17 protein-coding genes are annotated in these 19,495 nt (G+C 36.4%); 14 read left to right on the top strand and 3 right to left on the bottom strand.

What is annotated here, in order from left to right; genetic code table 11:
• Positions 1 to 1,321: 1,321 nt before the first annotated feature.
• Positions 1,322 to 1,843 carry a hypothetical protein gene (locus SAGCYANO_RS40395; protein ID WP_202225153.1) on the bottom strand — a complete coding sequence of 174 codons (522 nt, stop codon included), beginning with the start codon at positions 1,841 to 1,843 and terminating at the stop codon, positions 1,322 to 1,324.
• Positions 1,844 to 3,327: 1,484 nt separating this feature from the next.
• Here SAGCYANO_RS40395 and SAGCYANO_RS40390 point away from each other — a divergent pair.
• Complete coding sequence (locus SAGCYANO_RS40390; RefSeq protein WP_202225152.1) at positions 3,328 to 4,986, top strand: ABC transporter substrate-binding protein; 1,659 nt, start codon at positions 3,328 to 3,330, stop codon at positions 4,984 to 4,986.
• Positions 4,987 to 6,411: 1,425 nt separating this feature from the next.
• On the opposite strand, the gene SAGCYANO_RS40385 is transcribed toward SAGCYANO_RS40390, so the two are convergent.
• Complete coding sequence (locus SAGCYANO_RS40385) at positions 6,412 to 7,023, bottom strand: CPP1-like family protein (protein ID WP_202225151.1); 612 nt, start codon at positions 7,021 to 7,023, stop codon at positions 6,412 to 6,414.
• A 182-nt stretch (positions 7,024 to 7,205) separates the two neighbouring features.
• Here SAGCYANO_RS40385 and SAGCYANO_RS40380 point away from each other — a divergent pair, with 182 nt between their 5' ends.
• Positions 7,206 to 8,267, top strand: a complete 1,062-nt coding sequence (locus SAGCYANO_RS40380; RefSeq protein WP_237397162.1) for a transposase — start codon at positions 7,206 to 7,208, stop codon at positions 8,265 to 8,267.
• Positions 8,239 to 8,469 carry a hypothetical protein gene (locus SAGCYANO_RS46845; RefSeq protein ID WP_237397161.1) on the top strand — a complete coding sequence of 77 codons (231 nt, stop codon included), beginning with the start codon at positions 8,239 to 8,241 and terminating at the stop codon, positions 8,467 to 8,469. Before SAGCYANO_RS40380 ends, SAGCYANO_RS46845 begins: the two co-directional genes overlap by 29 nt.
• A gap of 292 nt (positions 8,470 to 8,761) precedes the next feature.
• On the opposite strand, the gene pgeF is transcribed toward SAGCYANO_RS46845, so the two are convergent.
• Entirely contained in the window at positions 8,762 to 9,622 is an 861-nt protein-coding gene (gene pgeF, locus SAGCYANO_RS40375) for a peptidoglycan editing factor PgeF (protein ID WP_202225150.1), read from the bottom strand.
• Between the two features lie 237 nt (positions 9,623 to 9,859).
• Here pgeF and SAGCYANO_RS40370 point away from each other — a divergent pair, with 237 nt between their 5' ends.
• The 11 genes from SAGCYANO_RS40370 (at position 9,860) to SAGCYANO_RS40325 (ending at position 18,994) form a co-directional block, all read left to right on the top strand.
• Positions 9,860 to 10,138, top strand: coding sequence for a hypothetical protein (locus SAGCYANO_RS40370; RefSeq protein WP_202225149.1), 279 nt, complete (start codon positions 9,860 to 9,862; stop codon positions 10,136 to 10,138).
• Between the two features lie 64 nt (positions 10,139 to 10,202).
• A complete protein-coding gene (locus SAGCYANO_RS40365) occupies positions 10,203 to 10,487 on the top strand; it encodes a hypothetical protein (RefSeq protein WP_202225148.1) in 285 nt (94 codons plus the stop codon).
• A complete protein-coding gene (locus SAGCYANO_RS48650; RefSeq protein WP_255502886.1) occupies positions 10,484 to 10,615 on the top strand; it encodes a hypothetical protein in 132 nt (43 codons plus the stop codon). Before SAGCYANO_RS40365 ends, SAGCYANO_RS48650 begins: the two co-directional genes overlap by 4 nt.
• Positions 10,616 to 10,689: 74 nt before the next feature.
• Complete coding sequence (locus SAGCYANO_RS40360) at positions 10,690 to 11,229, top strand: hypothetical protein (protein WP_202225147.1); 540 nt, start codon at positions 10,690 to 10,692, stop codon at positions 11,227 to 11,229.
• A gap of 133 nt (positions 11,230 to 11,362) precedes the next feature.
• Positions 11,363 to 12,241 (top strand): biotin--[acetyl-CoA-carboxylase] ligase, encoded by an 879-nt coding sequence (locus SAGCYANO_RS40355; protein ID WP_202225236.1) that lies wholly within the window; start codon positions 11,363 to 11,365, stop codon positions 12,239 to 12,241.
• A 728-nt stretch (positions 12,242 to 12,969) separates the two neighbouring features.
• Positions 12,970 to 15,084, top strand: coding sequence for a peptidoglycan DD-metalloendopeptidase family protein (locus tag SAGCYANO_RS48875; RefSeq protein WP_305081062.1), 2,115 nt, complete (start codon positions 12,970 to 12,972; stop codon positions 15,082 to 15,084).
• Between the two features lie 599 nt (positions 15,085 to 15,683).
• Complete coding sequence (locus SAGCYANO_RS40345) at positions 15,684 to 16,040, top strand: hypothetical protein (protein WP_202225146.1); 357 nt, start codon at positions 15,684 to 15,686, stop codon at positions 16,038 to 16,040.
• Between the two features lie 3 nt (positions 16,041 to 16,043).
• Entirely contained in the window at positions 16,044 to 17,552 is a 1,509-nt protein-coding gene (locus SAGCYANO_RS40340) for a GUN4 domain-containing protein (protein ID WP_202225145.1), read from the top strand.
• A gap of 747 nt (positions 17,553 to 18,299) precedes the next feature.
• Positions 18,300 to 18,395: a DUF4160 domain-containing protein gene (locus SAGCYANO_RS46835; RefSeq protein WP_307786307.1), complete on the top strand. Its 96-nt coding sequence runs from the start codon at positions 18,300 to 18,302 to the stop codon at positions 18,393 to 18,395.
• A 133-nt stretch (positions 18,396 to 18,528) separates the two neighbouring features.
• Positions 18,529 to 18,825, top strand: coding sequence for a DUF2442 domain-containing protein (locus SAGCYANO_RS40330; protein ID WP_202225144.1), 297 nt, complete (start codon positions 18,529 to 18,531; stop codon positions 18,823 to 18,825).
• On the top strand, positions 18,818 to 18,994 hold the full coding sequence (locus SAGCYANO_RS40325; RefSeq protein ID WP_202225143.1) for a DUF4926 domain-containing protein: 177 nt from the start codon (positions 18,818 to 18,820) through the stop codon (positions 18,992 to 18,994). Before SAGCYANO_RS40330 ends, SAGCYANO_RS40325 begins: the two co-directional genes overlap by 8 nt.
• Positions 18,995 to 19,495: the final 501 nt, after the last annotated feature.

Below are 19,495 nucleotides of genomic sequence, written 5' to 3'. Positions count from 1 at the left end.
AATTCTCTTTCTTTTTCTCTTGGTGCGCTACCAGGTACAGGCGACGCGGGGTCGCACCGCTTTGTCAAAGAGACATCTCCTGCGTCTTTCTTTTAATCACCAAAAAATTGGGTAGTTACGCCTCCTCTTTTAAGGGGATAAAAAGAATATTATCTATTTCAAGCTTCTTGCTTTCCTGCGGAATGCTGCGCAAACAGATAGAGTTACTGATAACGCAGTTCCTCCCACAGGAGGCTAACTGATAACTGATAACTGATAACTGATAACTGATAACTGAAATGACACTTATTCTTCAAACACATTCTTTTTAACAATGGTATAAAAAGATAATTCAAGACTTTAGGGAACAGAGAAAAGTGCAGAATTTTACAGATTTTTAGTATGGTAAAAAATGATAATCTAGTTTCATAACTCATCTGGAAACTCCATATTTTCATATATTGCTCGTTAATTTTGTCTAATACCAATTTTAAAAAAGAATGTTACGAATAGTAAGAGCGATAAAAAGACGCGTGCAGGAGATGTCTCTCTCTTTGACAAAAAAGATAGTTTATGCCCTAAAAATGGCACTAAAGCCATTCCTATACTACTCCTGACTCCTAAGAAATACCCTAGATATTTGTAGCAAACATTTATCAATTTGTTCTAATTTGGCAATTGATCGTCTTGAAATGTAAACATTCAGCTATTAGCATTTCCTGCGGAATACTACGCAAACAGCTTTTGAAAGAATCAAGCAACGACTAAGGTTCGCTGATGACCAATTTCATTAATAACTTTTCATTTTTTTTCGAGACTCATTCTTCCTGCCAAAATAATCAGTTAATAACTCATAGCTGATAGCTGATAGCTGACCGCTGAATGCTTACCTTGAAATTTATCGAAAAATTAAAATTAAGGTATAAAGTCTCTCCATTCATAGAGAAAAAAGAAAATTCTTTTTTAGCCTATCCTCTTAATTTACAAGAAGAGGTAATTATATGATTTCCGCTGGGGCGTATTTGTGTAAACTCAAGGATGAATATCTACAAAAATTTAAGTTTTTTGGAATTTTAAGTCTTCTGTTCTAGATAAATCAAGCCTTCTTCCCTCTCCCTTCTTCCTTCTTCCTTACCTTTACCAAATAATTAGTAATTAATAATTAAATAATTCGCGCCTTGAAGCCTCCCTTTTAAGGGCAAAAAAAGAAATAATATTTCCTTATGTTCAATCAAGAGCGGTTAAAACCCGAGGTAATTATCAATTATCCATTATCAATTATCAATTAATGAAAATACCGATGCTAGCGGACTTGATATTATTAATGATTAATTGTTAATTGTTAATTGTTAATTGTTGAAGTAGAAGAATTTTGTGGTGAAATTCTCAACCATAAATACCGTCCTACTGCCTTTAAATATAACCTGACTGGAAACTGATAATAATCAATGAAAATATTAACGATAATTAGCAAATGAAATAGAAAAGTTAAACCAGTCCAAACTTTCGGTAACCAACACAAAGGAGTACCAGGTATTGGGGGATAAAAGTAAGCCGTTAATCCTATTAATGTTGTTGGTAATATTACAAATGCAACTGCTAATAACTTAATTATCCAGTTCAATTCTACATTAGGATGATCGACTTTCCAATTTCTACCATTCCACCGCCAACTTAAATTAGAAGAACTATCTGCTATTTTCAATGATTGCTTTACCATATCGGCAGTAAAAATATGGTTACAGAAGTTACAAGCAAAAGCATCCATTAAAACCATTGCTGATATATGGCCATGATAACATACAGGACAAGTATAAACTTCTTCTAAGCTCAAATCTTTATTGATATGTTGAGAATTACACATAGAATTTGCCAGTATAAAGCTATATGGTATCGCAATTTTAAACTTGAACTTCTCAACTTATCCATAGTCTGTGATAATTCTTAATTTTTTCTAAGTTAGATAAGAATTAACATCAGCAAAACTATAGCAATCCTATTTCAATTTTAATATTTCTGTGGTAGCTAGGAGTCAGGAGTCAGGAGTCAGAAATTTTAAGGTTTTTCGTCAATCTTAACTATTATCGTAAGCATTTCCTGCGGACTGCTTCCCTACGGGATGCTACGCAAACGCAAACAGCCGTCAGCTATCAGCTATCAGCTATCAGCTATTGCTTTGAGTTTTAGATAAAAGCTTTACTAATTGAGGCATAATTTATACTTACTACCAAAGTTGGCTTTAAAGTCTATATTAATTTAACCCCCATCCTTTTGCTGAGAGCTGACAGCTAATAGCAGTCAGCTATAGCGCAAAAATACTTTCTCTTTAAGAACAGTGTTTAAATTAACAACTGACTTTAAGGTCAAGGGAACCAACTTTTGTAGTAATACCAATTTCATAAAATATTGCTACAGTCACGGCAGAGGGAATAGGGAATAGGTATGGAGGGAATAGGGAAGGAAAAACATAAATATTAAAGAGGAAAAAAGGTTTAATTTTTAGAATTTATCAGATTTATCTTTTTTATGGTAGGAAGAAATCACAAACTAAGATGTAACTACCTTTTTGAATTTGGTATAAGACAATTAATAAAGCTTTGATTGTAAACTAAAAGCAATAACTGATAGCTGATAGCTGACGGCTGTTTGGGCAGCATTCCGCAGGAAATGCTTACGTTGCTATATTCTATGTATAGATGAATTATTATTATAAGTTGTGACAAACACTCTCAATAAATTTTTATGGTAGTAATCAAATTTAGTAAGAATAATTTTATTTAGATGTCAATTTTACGGAATAATAAAGGTTTAAAGTCTCTCCTTTAAAGGAGAAAAAAAATTTCCTTAAGCGTCAATCCTCTTTTTTTCAAGGAGAGGTAATTGTTAATTATTAATTATTAATTATTAATTATTAATTGTTGAACTAGCTTTTAGCTATCAGCTTGGGTTGAAATATTCTAATTCTACAATCAAGACCATTAAAGAAGGGTTGAAATACCCTTATTCAATTGCATTTCTCTCAGTTTTAGCTGAATTATGGCTGCTTAATTGCTGTTTGCAGAGCATTCTGTTAGGAAAAGCTTTTTAATATTTTGAGCTTCCACTAAACAAGTCATAATTTAGAAGCAATACACACCTCCAATAATAAAAAATTAAATCAATTATCGTACATAAATTATCAATTATTTCCCCCTACTCTGTACGGACGTTCCATGCAACCTCCCTACCTACTCCCTCTTTTCCAGAGATGTCTAATATTTTAAATAATTTTCTGAGGAACTAAAATCTTGGTAGAATTTATCTCAGAAAAAATAATAAGCTCCAGTATAAGTGAGGTAAATAATTAAATTGGTCAAACATCAATTATTTAATTCTGTCAACCGTTCCCGACAGCTAATTATTCAATTTATTAGTTTGTTTTGTCTTTGCTGTTTCCTAGTTATTAGTTGTAGTCAACCACAGAATAATCCTAATAACACCTCCACCACAGAAATTCAAACAAATCGTATTACAATTGGTACAACTCTTAAACCTCGTACCGTAGACCCAGCAGATGCCTACGAAGTAATATCTGGTAACTTACTCTATAACTTAGGCGATCGCCTCTACGGTTACAAGTTAGGAACAACAGAACTTGTCCCTCAACTAGCTACAGAAATGCCAAAAATTAGCGAAGATGGCATAACATATACAATTCCTCTTCGTCAGGGGGTAACATTTCATGACGGTACTCCCTTCAACAGTGAAGCAATGGCCTTTTCTTTAAAACGTTTTATTGAAAATGAAGGTCCACCTTCTTCTTTATTAGCAAATACAGTAGAGTCAGTAGAAGCTACCGGAGAATATCAGTTAACAATAAAGTTAAAAAAACCCTTTGCTGCTTTTACTCCTCTACTAGCATTTTCTGGTCTTTGTGCTGTTTCCCCTCAAGCATACACAATAGATGAAAATAAATTTAAACCCGATACATTTATTGGTACCGGACCATACAAATTAGCTGAATACGGTACTGATGTTTTACGATTAGATATATTTGAAAATTATTGGGGAGAAAAACCACAAAATCAAGGAGTTGACATTCAAATATTTTCTAGTTCAGCCAACTTATTTAATGCCTTTAAAACAGGTGCTATTGATGTAGCTTATCTATCTCTCGACACTGACCAAATTTATAATTTAGAACAAGAATCAGAACGTCAAGGTTGGCAAGTAATTTCTACAGATGGTAAGACAGTTAATTATATAGTTTTAAATATTAATTCAGCACCATTAGACAACAAAGCAGTGAGACAAGCATTAGCAGCTATTGTTGACAGAAATTTGTTAAATAAACGAGTTTTACGAGGGCAAGCAGAACCTATTTATAGTCTAATTCCCAATAAATTTGCAGGTTATAAACCAGTATTTCAAGAAAATTATGGAGATGGAAATTTTGACAAAGCTAAAGAGTTATTAAAAGAGGCAGGATATTCTCAAGATAATCCAGCAAAAATAGAAATTTGGTATGCATCTAATTCGACAAAAAGACAATTAGTCGCTAGTACACTCAGAGCATCCGTAGAAGACAAAATAGACGGTTTAATGGAGTTAGAATTAAATAGTGTAGAAGCAGCGACCGCCTTTAAAAATTTAGACAAAGGACTATATCAAACTTTTATGTTAGATTGGTACGGAGATTTTGTTGACCCTGATAACTATATCCAACCATTTTTAGAATGTACAAAAGGCTCAAAAGAAACAGGTTGCGAAGCAGGAGCTAGCCAATTTCAAGGTTCATTTTATTATAGCGATCGTATCAATCAATTAATAGAGCAACAACGTCAAGAACAAAACCCAGAAAAGCGCCAAGGTATTTTCAGAGAAATTCAAGACTTATTAGGAGAAGACGTTCCTTTTATTCCACTGTGGTTAGATAAAGATTATGTATTTGCTCAGAAAAATATTAACGGAGTAAATTTAGAACCAACTCAGCAATTTCCTTTCTGGACAATTAATAAATCATCATAGCTTCAAGAATTTAGAATTTAGAATGCGCGAATTTAGAATTACCTCTCCTTGAAAATGAAGAGGATTGACTCAAAGGAAAATATTTATTTATTATCCAGTTAAAAGGGGAGGTTTTAAACCACAATATTTCGTTAAGCATTCAGCTATCAGCTATCAGCTATTGATAACAGGAGGAGTTCAACAATTAATAATTAGGGTTTGCGTATGGAAAGTCTTTTAGTAGGGGTAGGAGACAGGAAACAGGAGACAACCCACCCCTAACCCCGACCGTGGAGGGGAGAAATGGGAATGAGCAAGGAGTTAGGAGTAACAATTGTAAGAATGATTTTTCGGCTCAACTATGCGCCTAAAATACTAACTTTTTGAGCATGAATAGCTTAAAACCAGGCACTTTTTAAAGGCCCCAAAATGCTAAAGTCTTTATATGTCAATGCTTTTAGATTTAATCAGCAGAGCAATAATTAGCCATAATAAAAATTTTATTCTCTTGATAGAGAATATTTTTTCCATTTGTCATGGGGAGGAAACAAATTTCCTCTTGTTTCCTACTCCCTACTACTTACTCCTTACTCCCTAAATTTTTTATTGGGGTTATTTAAAGAGACATTATATAAGGGATATCTTGTAGATAGTTAGAGTTATAACTTTCAAGGGAGTTCAGAAGACATATTGGCAAGGTACAGGAGCTAAAATTCAGAATAAATCATTGAGTAATTCATAAATTAAGTAGATTTAAAACCTCTGCTCTTAGTAATTAGTTCTAACTCCTGACTTCTGACTCCTTTTATTCCGCTCCGGTTAGATAAAGATTATGTATTTGTTCAGAAAAATATTAATGGAGTAAATTTAGAACCGACTTAGCTATTTCCTTTCTTGACAATTCATAAATAATCATAGCGTAACTATTCACCTATCAGCTCTCAATTATTAATAAGAGAAGCAGGTAAGAGAGTAATTGAAATCAAGAGAAATAACTGCTTGAGATAGATAGCTTCTATAATGGCAAAAGTCTCTTCTAGACATAAAATTTGACTTCTATTTTTCAGAGTCAGGACTTACCCACGGACAATAAATAGAGTGAGGGCGTTAGCCAATGCCATTCGCCCCTACATCTGGTTTTTTCAAGGTTAATTTGCGTAAGTCCTGATAGTATTACTCTACTATCAAACTGTAATTAAACTCTATTCCGGGCATTGCACAATGACGAATGATTTTAGATTTTTGATTGAATTGAATTTGGGATTTGAGAGTTGCTAGAATGATTAATTAATGGTTTTTTTTAGTCACAATATGAACTAAATTTTGGCAATATCATTCCATAATGTGCAACCCCTCAAATTCCTTCCTTCTTCCCTCTTCCTTCTTCCCTCTTCCTTCTTCCTTCTTCCTTCTTCCCTCTTCCTTCTTACTTCTTTCTTACCTTAATCAACGTAAAAAACAACTAACCATCCATAACACCAAAAACGTTACCAAAGTAATAAATATTTCTGTGGTTAAACCAGTTGCTAAAGCAGTCAATATTCCACCTAAAATCAACCCAAGAATTAAACCCGCAACAGTCAACAATACAGCACGACCAAACTTATTCTCTTTACGATTAAGAAAATAAAGACAACCACCAACTCCCAAAGCCAAAGTAAGTTGCAAAATAGACGGTTGACTAACCCCAGAATAAATACTAATAGCACCTAAAACCACATATATACCAGTAGGCCACAAAATATCAGCCTGACTAGGAGTATCAATTAACTTTTGTAGCCAAGCTGGCCCTTTTTCAGTCAACCCAGGAGTAAAACTATCAGGGACCTTCTTTGTTTGCTTCTCAGGAAACCGAATACGCTCAGGAACCTTAATCTTTCCTTCCTGACGCAACCTTAAACGGTCCATCAAAATCGAATCATAAGCAGCTTCAATATTTTCTATAACCTTTTGATCGCCACTATGCTGCTGCTTCAAACGTTCCTTTGCTGCTTGAATTTCATCAAAAGAAGCATCTTCAGTGAGACCAAGTTGTTGATAATGACTTAAATCGCTCATTTCAATTTATTAATAATTTTTTAAACTATGATACGGAGAAAGTTTGGGAATTTGGTAGCCCCGTCAATTTAGGCGCAGGGCGGGAAAATGACGTGGCGGTTTCAACCGCCGTAGTTAGGGTCATTAACGTACTCCAAAATCTTAGCAGTGCTGACTTTCCCTATTTTGATGATAATAGAAACATGAGCAAAACAACAAAAAATATGGGATGTCAACAAGTGTTGCTTCATCCCGATCAAAATCTGTTGGCCATATTAAAGTACTTGTGTGGCGAGGCCAATAAAGTATTCAATTGTTCCGTTTATTATGCTCGACAAGTTTGGTTTAAAGAAAATAGATTTCTCACTCAAGGTGAACTTTGTCGGCAGATGAAATGGAACGTACATTTTAATGCAATGTACGCCTCTAGTGCCCAACAAATATGCAACGGTATTGTTGAATCTTTTAGAAGTTTTAAACAACTACTTAAACTGTTTGGAAAAGGTGAATTAGCCAATCAACCCAAACCTCCTAAATATCGAAAACCAGGTCTATTTACTGTTTCTTATCCTAAAAAATGGCTGAAATTAACTGATATTGGGATTAAAGTTCCATTAGGCCGTAAGGTCAAAGCATGGTTTAGATTAGATGCTTTCTATATCCCAATGCCAAGTAATCTAGACTGGAACCTAATTAAAGAAATTAGAATTATGCCTCGTCATGGTTGTTTTTATGCTGAGTTTGTTTATGAAATGAAAACTCAGTCAGTTAAGTTAGACCCTAACCAAGCTCTTTCTATTGACCACGGCCTAGACAACTGGTTAACTTGTGTAGATACTCAAGGCCATAGTTTTATTGTTGATGGCAAACATCTCAAGTCCAAAAATCAGTGGTACAACAAACATATAGCTACTCTGAAGAAAAATAAACCACAAGATTTTTGGTCTAAAAGATTAGCTTGTATAACTGAAAAACGTAATCGTCAGATGCGAGATGCCGTTAATAAAACAGCAAGATTAGTAATCAATCATTGCCTTAAATATGGAATTGGCACGATTGTTTTTGGATGGAATAAAGGTCAAAAACAGTCAATTGAATTAGGGAGTAAAATTAATCAAAAATTTGTACAAATTCCTACAGCTAAACTCAAGGAAAGAATTGAACAACTTTGTAATTTATATGGGCTTAAGTTTGTAGAAACTGAAGAATCTTATACTTCAAAAGCGTCGTTTTTAGATGATGACTTTCTCCCAATCAGGGCGTGAAAAACCCGACAACTGGAAACCATCAGGAAAGCGAGTCAAACGCGGTTTATATCAATTATCAGTCGGTTATCTGATTAACGCTGATGCTAACGGTGCGGCAAACATTCTCAGAAAAGTATCTGGAAGGCTTGGTCTTGACTTAAGCCAACTAAGTAGAGGTGCTTTGACAACGCCTTTAAGAGTTCGATTTTGGGCTACTTAAGAATCCCTGCGTCTTGAGACCGGGGAGTGTCAAAAATTACCGAATAATCTCATAAATTAACATAAGTACTAACTATCAAAAATAGCTTTTAACCCCCTGAGATTAATAGAAGGAAAATCAAAATTAAAGATGTCGAGAGGCAAAGAATAAGACTTTACTTAAGTAAAGCATTTAACATTGGTTAGAGAAAAAAAGTAATTTTAGCTCCAGAGTATGTTCTGCCAAACATTGAAATTACCACTTGATTAATTTACACTATCTGTCTTTTGGCTTTTTAATTTATACTTTTGACTTAATTCAACCCACTGACTATTCCTGACCACTGCACTTTTTTCTGTTTTTCACGCCGATAAGAAAAAAAGTAATCCGGTTGTTGATAAGTACAATAAGGAGCGATCGCCATCTGTGAATGACCAATACCCAATTGCTCCAACTGTAAAACATTAACCATACGCACATCCAAGCGGACCTTACCCGGTTCAGGATCGGATAAAACTGGTGAATTAGGTAAAAGCCCCATAAAATGCAAAATCTCCTCAGTAGTTGCTCTCTCTATTTGTGGAACAACAGTCGCCCCAACCTCAGCCGCCACATCTTCAGATACTTGATAAACCTCTCCAGCAATAGCAGGTCCAAGAACAAATAATAAATCGGATAATTGACTACCCTGAGCTTGAAAACTTGCCAATGCCACCGGAACAATTTTAGCGGCCGTGCCACGCCATCCGGCATGAACTGCTGCCACTTGTCCTGTTTTTTTGTCAGCAATCAAAACAGGTACACAGTCAGCACTGCAAACCCAAACTGCTTGTTTTGTTGTTTGAGTTATTAAACCATCAGCTTCAGCATAAGTTTTTTCGGCATCAGAGTTAGGCATCTCTACCTGAGTAGCTTTCCCTGTTGTTAGTACAGTATTGCCATGTACTTGCTTCACACGATATACCTCAGCAGAAGAAGGGAATAGTTCTACTAATTCTCCTGGTGTACGAGGCCAAAAATGGTGAGTAAAAAAGCCATGAGGCCAATTTTCCAAGAGGCTACAAGTTAGGTAAGATAATCCTTGCCATTTTTGCCAGTGCCAAGTGGCATTATTCTCGCCCAAAATTTGGTAGTATCTATTTAATTGTTGTGAGTCAGAGTCAGCTACAGTCATTTCAGTTATCAGTTATCAGTTATCAGTACCTCTAGTTAGAGTCAGAGGCTTGAAATATTGAACTTTATTTTTTTTTCATCCCCTTGAAAGGGGAGGCTTGAGACCTGATTTTTTGGTCATCAGAATCAAAGTTATTGTTTAGGATTGAGATTATTATTTTGACATTTTTGTGCCTTCTACTGCACAAGATTAGGAGTCTACCCAAAATTAAAGTGCTTCAGAGAATGAATTTGACTATTGCTATATTCGCAATATGAAGTAGAAGGAACAATTAATGATTTAATTTTTGGTGCTTCAGAGGATGAAATGACTATTGCGGCATCCGCAACAAAAGTAGAAGTCACACCTCCAACTCTGAGTACTTCACAGAATGAAATGACTATTGCGGCATCCGCAACAAAAGTAGAAGCCACACCTCCAACTCTGAGTGCTTCACACAATGAAATGACTATTGCGACATCCGCAACAGAAGTAGAAGTCACACCCCAACTTCGAGTGCTTCACAGAATGAAATGACTATTGCGACATCCGCAACAGAAGTAGAAGTCACACCCCAACTCCGAGTGCTTCAGAGGATGAAATGACTATTGCGACATTCGCAACAGAAGTAGAAGTCACACCTCCAACTCTGAGTGCTTCACAGAATGAACTGGCTATTGCGACATCCGCAACAGAAGTAGAACTAATAATTGAGTCATCAGCTCCGAGTGCTTCACAGAATGAAATGACTATTGCGGCATCCGCAACAAAAGTAGAAGTCACACCTCCAACCCTGAGTGCTTCACAGAATGAAATGACTATTGCGACATCCGCAACAGAAGTAGAAGTCACACCCCAACTTCGAGTGCTTCACAGGATGAAATGACTATTGCGGCATCCGCAACAAAAGTAGAAGTCGCACCTCCAACTTCTAGTGCTTCACAGAATGAAACGACTATTGCGACATCCGCAACAGAAGTAGAAGTCACACCCCCAACTTCGAGTGCTTCATAGAATGAACTGGCGATTGCGGCATCCGCAACAAAAGCAGAAGTCACACCCCAACTCCGAGTGCTTCAGAGGATGAAATGACTATTGCGGCATCCGCAACAAAAGTAGAAGTCACACCTCCAACTTCTAGTGCTTCACAGAATGAAATGACTATTGCGATATCCGCAACAGAAGTAGAAGTCACACCTCCAACTCTGAGTACTTCACAGAATGAAATGACTATTGCGGCATCCGCAACAAAAGTAGAAGTCACACCTCCAACTTCTAGTGCTTCAGAGAATGAAACGACTATTGCGATATCCGCAACAGAAGTAGAAGTCACACCCCCAACTTCGAGTGCTTCACAGGATGAAATGACTATTGCGGCATCCGCAACAGAAGTAGAAGTCACACCCCCAACTTCGAGTGCTTCACAGGATGAAATGACTATTGCGGCATCCGCAACAAAAGTAGAAGTCACACCCCCAACTTCGAGTGCTTCACAGGATGAAATGACTATTGCGACATCCGCAACAGAAGTAGAAGTCACACCTCCAACTTCGAGTGCTTCACAGAATGAAATGACTATTGCGACATCCGCAACAGAAGTAGAACAAATTATTGAGTCATCAACTTAAGGAAAGGTTAGGACAGTTCAAAAGTTTAAAACTCAGATAAAGTAAAACTTTTCCTTCTTCCTTCTTTCTTCTTCCTTGTTCCTTCTGCGATAAAGTGTTGATATCTATCAACTTTGACCCAATACTAGGAAAATTGTCAGTAGCAGAATTTAACAAAAAAAAATTTATAGACAGCTTGTCAAATATTCAGGGAGTTTCAGATAAATTCACCGCTTCAACATTCCCTAATCTCCATATTTTTCTGAGCCTCCCCTCAACAAATCAAACTCTTTGGCAATTAATCGACTCCGGAAACCCATCAAGCATTGTTATTGCCAGTCAACAAACAGCAGGACGCGGTCAATGGGGAAGAAATTGGCAGTCAACTGTCGGTGGCCTATATATGTCAATAGCGATCGCTAAGAGCAATACCATCGCTCCTAATATTTCTATATCTCAAACTTCTCAGCTAACTTTATCAAGTGCTTGGGGTATAGCCTCTAGTTTGAGGGATTATGGTGTACCAGTTAAAGTTAAGTGGCCCAACGACTTAATTTTAGAACACAAAAAATTAGGAGGCATCTTAACAGAGACTAGGATAAACAAGAAAAAAATTTCTCAAGCAGTCATTGGCGTAGGAATTAATTGGGCTAATTCTGTGCCAGAAACAGGAATTAATTTGCAGAGCTATTATAGGAAACAGTCAAAATCAGGAATATTCTCTCTAGAGATGTTAGCTGCTATAGTCTTTCATGGACTAGATTCTGGCATTAAACAACTTTTAGAGTCAGGAATAGAAAGTATCTTACCTTCCTATCAGCAACTACTAATAAATATTGGGCAGCAAGTAGTAGTAGAAGATCGTATTGGCACAATTGTGGGAGTAACGACTAATGGGGAATTACGGGTCAAGTTTAACCAAGACTCAGGTAGTCCGCTAACTCAGCCTCAAATATCTTCTTCAGAAATTTTCCTAAAACCCGGTACAATCAATCTGGGTTATGGCCAACCTTTTCCCGGAAGCCAGGAGTGAGGGAGTGGCTCACACGGATTATGGCACGGATATACGGATAGGTCAGGGAGTGGGGGAGTGGCTCACACAGATTATGGCACGGATATACGGATAGGTCAGGGAGTGGGGGAGTGGCTCATACGGATTATGGCACGGATATACGGATAGGTCAGGGAGTGGGGGAGTGGCTCACACAGATTATGGCACGGATATACGGATAGGTCAGGGAGTGGGGGAGTAGGGGCGAATGGCATTCGCCCTCACTGGATTTAGTGTCTGTGCGTAAATCCTGCTCCTACTGTCTACTTCCTAACCCAAAATAATTTTGTGTAGTCTACTTAAATGTTAAATGAAAAGCGCTGTAGTTGAAGTCAAATAAAGCAAGTAGATTTTTCTACTAGGGAAATTAATATAGCAGTCGAAGTAAAGGACGCGGATATATCAAAATCTTAAAACTCAGACAACGCCAGATTTTTCCTTATTCTTTCTTCTCCTATAAGACACGCTCATAGTCGGTCTTTGACTATCCATAAGCAATTTTCCCTTCTGCTTTCTGTCTTCTACCTTATGCCTTATGCCTTCTTCAATGTTAAAGTTAATTTTTATTAAACTGCATTAATTGTCAATTCAAATAGGACTTACGCAAATTCACCTTAAAAACGCCATATGTAGGGGCTAATTAATTCGCCCTCAATTGATTTAGTGTCCATGGGTAAGTCTTGTCAAAGTAATAAGTATAGTGTGAGGAAATGATGGTATCAGAGAACGAAAACCTGTCAGTAGAGTCTAAAACTGAACTACAGGAAACAACCAAAAAGCCAAATCAAAATATTATTCAGACCAAACTTCTAACTCATAAGTCTCTTATGCAGCTTGGTTGTTGTCTAGCAAGTCTAGGAATGTTGAGTAGAGGAATAGTTTTAGCGGAGGCAATTTTAGAAATAGAAGTGTATGACTATGAGCCATCATATCAACCTGCTCCAGTAGATAACTACTATCCCCAAACATCCTATTCGGAACCATCCTATTCACCAGAACCATATTATTCGGAACCCTACTACGAACCAACACCTTCATACACACCGGAACCATATTACGAACCCGAACCTTATTATTCACAACCATATTACGAACCAGAACCATATTACGAACCAGAACCTTATTATTCTGCTTCACCAAGTTATTCGGAACCATACTATTCGGAACCATACTATTACGAACCGGAACCAGAACCATATTATTCTCAACCAGCACCAAGTTATTACGAACCAGAACCTTATTATTATTCTCAACCAGCGCCAAGTTATTACGAACCAGAACCATATTATTCCCAACCAGCACCAAGTTATTACGAACCAGAACCTTATTATTATTCCCAACCAGAACCAGAACCAGAACCAGAACCAGACAGTGGTATTTATCTGCCGAAAAATTTGTATGTCGCACCTCCGACAAATACAGGACTCAACCTATCAAAACAACCAAAATATCAGGAGTTACCACCTCTAACATTACCAAAACCTGAAAAACTTTATTATTATGACGGTTCGACTAACGCTTATATAGATAATACAGAATACAAAACTGGCGCAACAGAAAGTTATGAAGCACCAAGTACAGTAGTTTTCTCGGAACGTTCCACAGATAATATCGCCGAATATCCAACAACTAACAAAAATTGGGGTGCTGTTGCCGAAAATAACAATTGGAGCGCCCCTACTCAGACTAATAACTGGAGTTCTACAACTGCAACAAATAATTGGAGCGCCCCCGCTCAGACTAATAACTGGAGCGCCCCTGCTCAAACAGCATCCAACAATTCATGGAGTGGGGAAACTCAACAAAGTTACTATTCTCAAAATAACTATCAAGACTCATATCAAAATAGCTATCAAGACTCATCCTACGATAACAACTATTACTCCTCCAACAACAATTATTACGCCTCCAACAACAATTATTATTCAGACACTTCTAGTTATAGTCAAAGTAGCTATTACTCTGGTTCATCCTCCAGTCAAAGCAGTTATTACTCCAGCACCTCCTATACTCCAAGTCATTACTCAGGTTCGTCACAAGGAGTAGAAGTCGCTGCAGTTTTACCCGCTCAGGTGCAGGGTTTATTTGATAACCCAATTACTCAGTCAGGTTTAGCATATTATAACCGCACCATGCGACCCCCAGCAGTAGCAGGAAATGGTAACACTAGAATAATATTTCCTCTATCTATCCCCGCACCCATCACTTCATTTTTTGGTTGGAGACAACATCCAATATTAGGTTATAAGAAATTTCACACAGGTACAGACTTAGGAGCGCCAACAGGAACCCCAGTAGTTGCAACTTATGCAGGTCAAGTAGCGATCGCTGACTGGTTAGGAGGTTATGGTGTCACTGTGGTATTAGACCACCAGAAAAAATCATTGGAAACTCTCTACGGTCACTTATCAGAAATTTTTGTGAAACCAGGAGAGGTTGTCAAACAAGGTGAAGTTATTGGACGAGTTGGTAGTACGGGAATGTCTACAGGTCCGCACTTACATTTTGAAATGCGACAGTTAACAAAGGATGGGTGGGTTGCGAAAAACCCAGATACTCATATTCAGTTTGCATTGGTGAATTTGATGACAGCGTTGAAAATTACTGAAATACCACCTGTACCGGAAATAAGTATTAATGAGTTGGTGAAACAGACTAAAGAATTAGATTCTGGTGTACCACAACTGCCACCTTTACCACCAGGTTTTGAAGTACCTATTCCTGACTTAGAACCACCAATTTTTGAATTGACAAAAGCTGCGGAAAAGTCTGATGAAAATACAAAAATTAGTTTGAATGAAGAGGAGAAAAAAGTCGTGGAATAGAGTTAGTTGGATCGGGGAAATTTGACAAAACTCTTAGCCCCCTAAATCCCCCAAAATTGGGGGACTTAAAGATAGCAAATTGACTCTTGTTCCCCCCAAAATTGGGGGGCTAGGGGGGCAAAATTCACAGCCCCTAAATCCCCCAAAATTGGGGGACTTAAAGATAGCAAATTGACTCTTTTTCCCCAAAAAATTGGGGGGCTAGGGGGCAAAATTCACAGCCCCTAAATCCCCCAAAATTGGGGGACTTAAAGATAGCAAATTGACTCTTTTTCCCCAAAAAATTGGGGGGCTAGGGGGGCAAAATTCACAGCCCCCTAAATCCCCCAAAATTGGGGGACTTAAAGATAGCAAGAGGAAAGTCAAAAGTCAAAAGTTAAAAGTCAAAACTAGGATTTGATATAGAGCGATCGCTCTCCAGAGTCAAGTCAAAAGTTAAAAGTTAAAAGTTAAAAGTTAAAAGTCAAAACTAGGATTTGATATAGAGCGATCGCTCTCCAGAGTTTATCTAAAAATAAAATAAGTTAAAATATAAAAATTATCTCTGGGCAACTACTGAAAAATGTCCAAAACCTTAAAAATCAGAACTAATTATTATTATGGAAGACAAGAAAATTTGGATTATTGCTGATGAAACTGCTTCAAAAGTCTCTGGTGAGAAAGATCCAGTAGATACTGGACCTAAGTATAGTAATTCGTCAAAAGAATCTACCGAATCTGACAGAAAAAGATTTCAGGTTAAAGCTGAAGATTTGAAACGAGAAATGTCTGAATTTCTTGAAGTTATTGAATATGTATTTGACCAAACAAATCGAGAATCTTCTAATGTTAATTTAAAAGAAATAGAATTATCTGTTGAAATTAATGGAGAAGGTCAAGTTACTCTATTTGGTATTGGTGGAAAAGCTGGAAGTAAAGGTGCAATTAAATTAAAATTAGAACGAAAGGAGTCTTAAAAGATGGCAAAAAATTGGGCTATTTGTGTTGGGATTAATCATTACGATAATATGCCAACTCTTCAATATGCTAAGAGAGATGCTGAATTAATGCGGGATTATTTTCTCAATGAAGCAGGTTTTGAGAAAGTTTATTTATTTACTGATAATTCTCCTCAAATTAATGATGTAGATCAACCTTTTAATTCCCAACCTACCTATGGCACTTTAAGAAGGTTTTTACGAGAGAGATTTGAGAATGAATTTTTATCTGCTGGTGATAATTTTTGGTTCTTTTATAGTGGTCATGGAATGCGTTTTAATGACCGAGATTATTTAATGCCTACTGATGCTGATCCTCATCCAGATGGAGTAGAAAATACTGCTATTCCCCTTTATTTTGTGACAGAAAGATTAAGGCGATGTGGAGCAGATAATATTATTTTATTTTTGGATGCTTGTCGCAGTCAGGAAAGTTCAAAGGGTTTAGGTATAGGAAAAGAAAAGCAAAAAGGAGTAATTACATTTTTTTCTTGTAGTCCCAATGAAAGGTCTTATGAAATTGAGGATGAAAGGATAAAACAGGGTGCTTTTACCTATTCTTTATTAGAAGCTTTAAGAATTCAAGGTGAAGGTAATTGTGCAACTGTTGAAAGATTATATAATCGTCTACTTTATAGAATTCCTGATATTAATCGTCAATTTAGAAAGCCTCGGCAAACTCCTTATGCTATTGTTGAACCTGCTACTAAATATCATTTAATTTTATTGGAAAAACAGGCAACTGAACAAGATATTGCTACTCTCAGAGAAGAGGCATTAGAAACAGAAAATGAGGATAATCTAGAATTAGCAGAACAATTATGGATTCGCGTTTTAGCAGTTTCTCCTGCTAATGAAAAAGCTTTAAAAGCTCTGAGAAGAATTTGGCAGAAGCAGCACAATATAAAATCAGGTATAACTTCTGAAAATTCTATTAAACAAGAAACAAAATCTACAGGAGATAAAGCTGCTAATTGGAGTTCAAAAGAGACAGATGAAAATTCAAAAAATGATGAAATAGAATTACTTTCTGACAAAAATGTAGACTATACAAAACTCCGTGAATTTCTAGCAAATGGGGAATGGAAAAAGGCAGATATGGAAACTGCTCGTTGTATGTTGAAAGTTGCGGGGCAAGAGGAGCAAAGATATCTAGACATAGAAGATATAGAAAATTTTCCTTGCACAGACCTCCGCACAATAGACCAACTTTGGGTAAAATATAGCGATGGTAAATTTGGCTTTTCTGTGCAAAAAGAAATTTATCAGAATTTAGGAGGAAAAAAAGAGTATAATGAAGAACTCTGGAAAGAATTTGCAGATAAAGTAGGATGGCGTAAAGGAGAAAAATGGTTATATTACAGTGAATTAACTTTCGACATTAGCACCCATTATAAAGGTCATCTACCGTCAAGAGTTGGGTGGTCTAAGATGTGGTGGTTTGTTGGGGGAGTGCTACTCTTCTCTCGCGCAGAGAATTGTAGACTGTAACATATAAACATTTCAGCCGCCTCAGTCAGTTATCAGTTACCAGTTATCAGCACAATATTTAAAGTTTATTGTTATCAACAAAATTAACAAAACGACCCCAGTAGTCATATCAAAAATTTATTGTTTCTACTTCCCAAATAATGAAACTACCCCAACCTGTCATTTCAGTTATCAGTTATCAGTTATCAGTTATCAGCACAATATTTAAAGTTTATTGTTATCAACAAAATTAACAAAACGACCCCAGTAGTCATATCAAAAATTTATTGTTTCTACTCCCCAAATAATGAAACTACCCCAACCTGTCATTTCAGTTATCAGTTATCAGTTATCAGTTATCAGCACAATATTTAAAGTTTATTGTTATCAACAAAATTAACAAAACGACCCCAGTAGTCATATCAAAAATTTATTGTTTCTACTCCCCAAATAATGAAACTACTCCAAGCTGTAATTATTCCTGATGAAAACTGGCAATGAATCATCAACTCCCAGAATTTGATAGTCTTAGTTTAAAAGTAGAGTTAGTTGACTAAAATTAATACCCGAAATAAGTCGTTTTTTAGGAATTATTATTACCGAAAAATTGTGGTCTAAAGCCTCCCCTTTTCAGGGGATAAAAAAAGAACATATTCCTTATTTCAAGCATCTTGCTTTCCTAGGTCATGCTGCGCAAACAGCTAGAGGTACTGTTAACGCAGTTCCTCCGACAGGAGGCTAACTGATAACTGATAACTGATAACTGAAATGACCATGTATTATAACGACCATCCACCTCCTCATTTTCACCTTCGTTATAACCAACAAAAAGCTTTAATTGATAGAAAACCTTTCCATTCTTGAAGGTAAATTAACCCCTAGAATTCTTGTTTTAGTAATCGAATAGGCAACAATTCATCAAAGAGAACTTCTAGAAAACTAGCAACGAGCAAGAGAACAAAATCCTTTGGAAAAAATTGAACCTTTGGAGTAAATCATGTTAAAAGACATTATCGAAGTTAATCATCAAGAAAACTATCTACTTTATCTGAAATTTGAAGATGGGAAAGAGGGAATTGTAGATATTAGTCAGCTAATAGAATTTACGGGAATTTTTGCCAAATTACAAGATATAAATTATTTTAAAACTGTTAAACTTAATCCTGAATGGGGAACAATTTACTGGGAAAATGGCGCAGATTTAGATCCAGATGTTTTGTATTCTATTGTGACAAATGAACCAATTCCTCAATATATTTCCAGAACAACAAAAGATAAAACCATAAATGCTTGAATTATACCAACGTATTTCTCTAACCAAAGACTTCCCAGAATATCACCTAAAAAAAGGTGATATTGCCATGTTAATTGATACAGCAATTCACCCAGAAGGAGGAGAAAATGGCTATGTTTTAGAAGTATTTAATGCCATAGGAGAATCTATTGTAGAATTCGTGATGTAGCTACCGCACTTGCTGTGCGATCGCTATTATTCATAACCAAAGAAAAATTATCATCCTGTGAAGCTCCAAAAAAAACGGCAAGGTATTAGCCCTTGCATCCTCAAAAAAATTATGATAGTATGTAATCATTGGGTGTTGCTCGCCCCTACACATGACTTTTTATTCAACGCCAAAACAGCATTTCGTTACTGAATACATATAGAAAAGATACTCAGACACCAAAGCACCAGAAAGTTATCATCCTGTGAAGCACTAAGAAAAGAAGTGGCGACACCGAAAAATTTTCACCCCATCAACACATCCATATATTTACTCATGTAGAATTCGTGATGTAGCTACCGCACTTACTGTGCGATCGCTATTATTCATAACCAAAGAAAAATGTCATCCTGTAAAGCTCCAAAAAAAAACGGCAAGGTATTAGCCCTTGCATCCTCAAAAAAATTATGATAGTATGTAATCATTGGGAGCTACTCGCCCCTGTATATGACTTTTTATTCA

The organism is Okeania sp. KiyG1, from assembly GCF_014132355.1.
GTDB lineage: Bacteria > Cyanobacteriota > Cyanobacteriia > Cyanobacteriales > Microcoleaceae > Okeania.
Note: the sequence above shows the minus strand (reverse complement) of the source record. Positions and strands in the feature narration are given on the sequence as shown.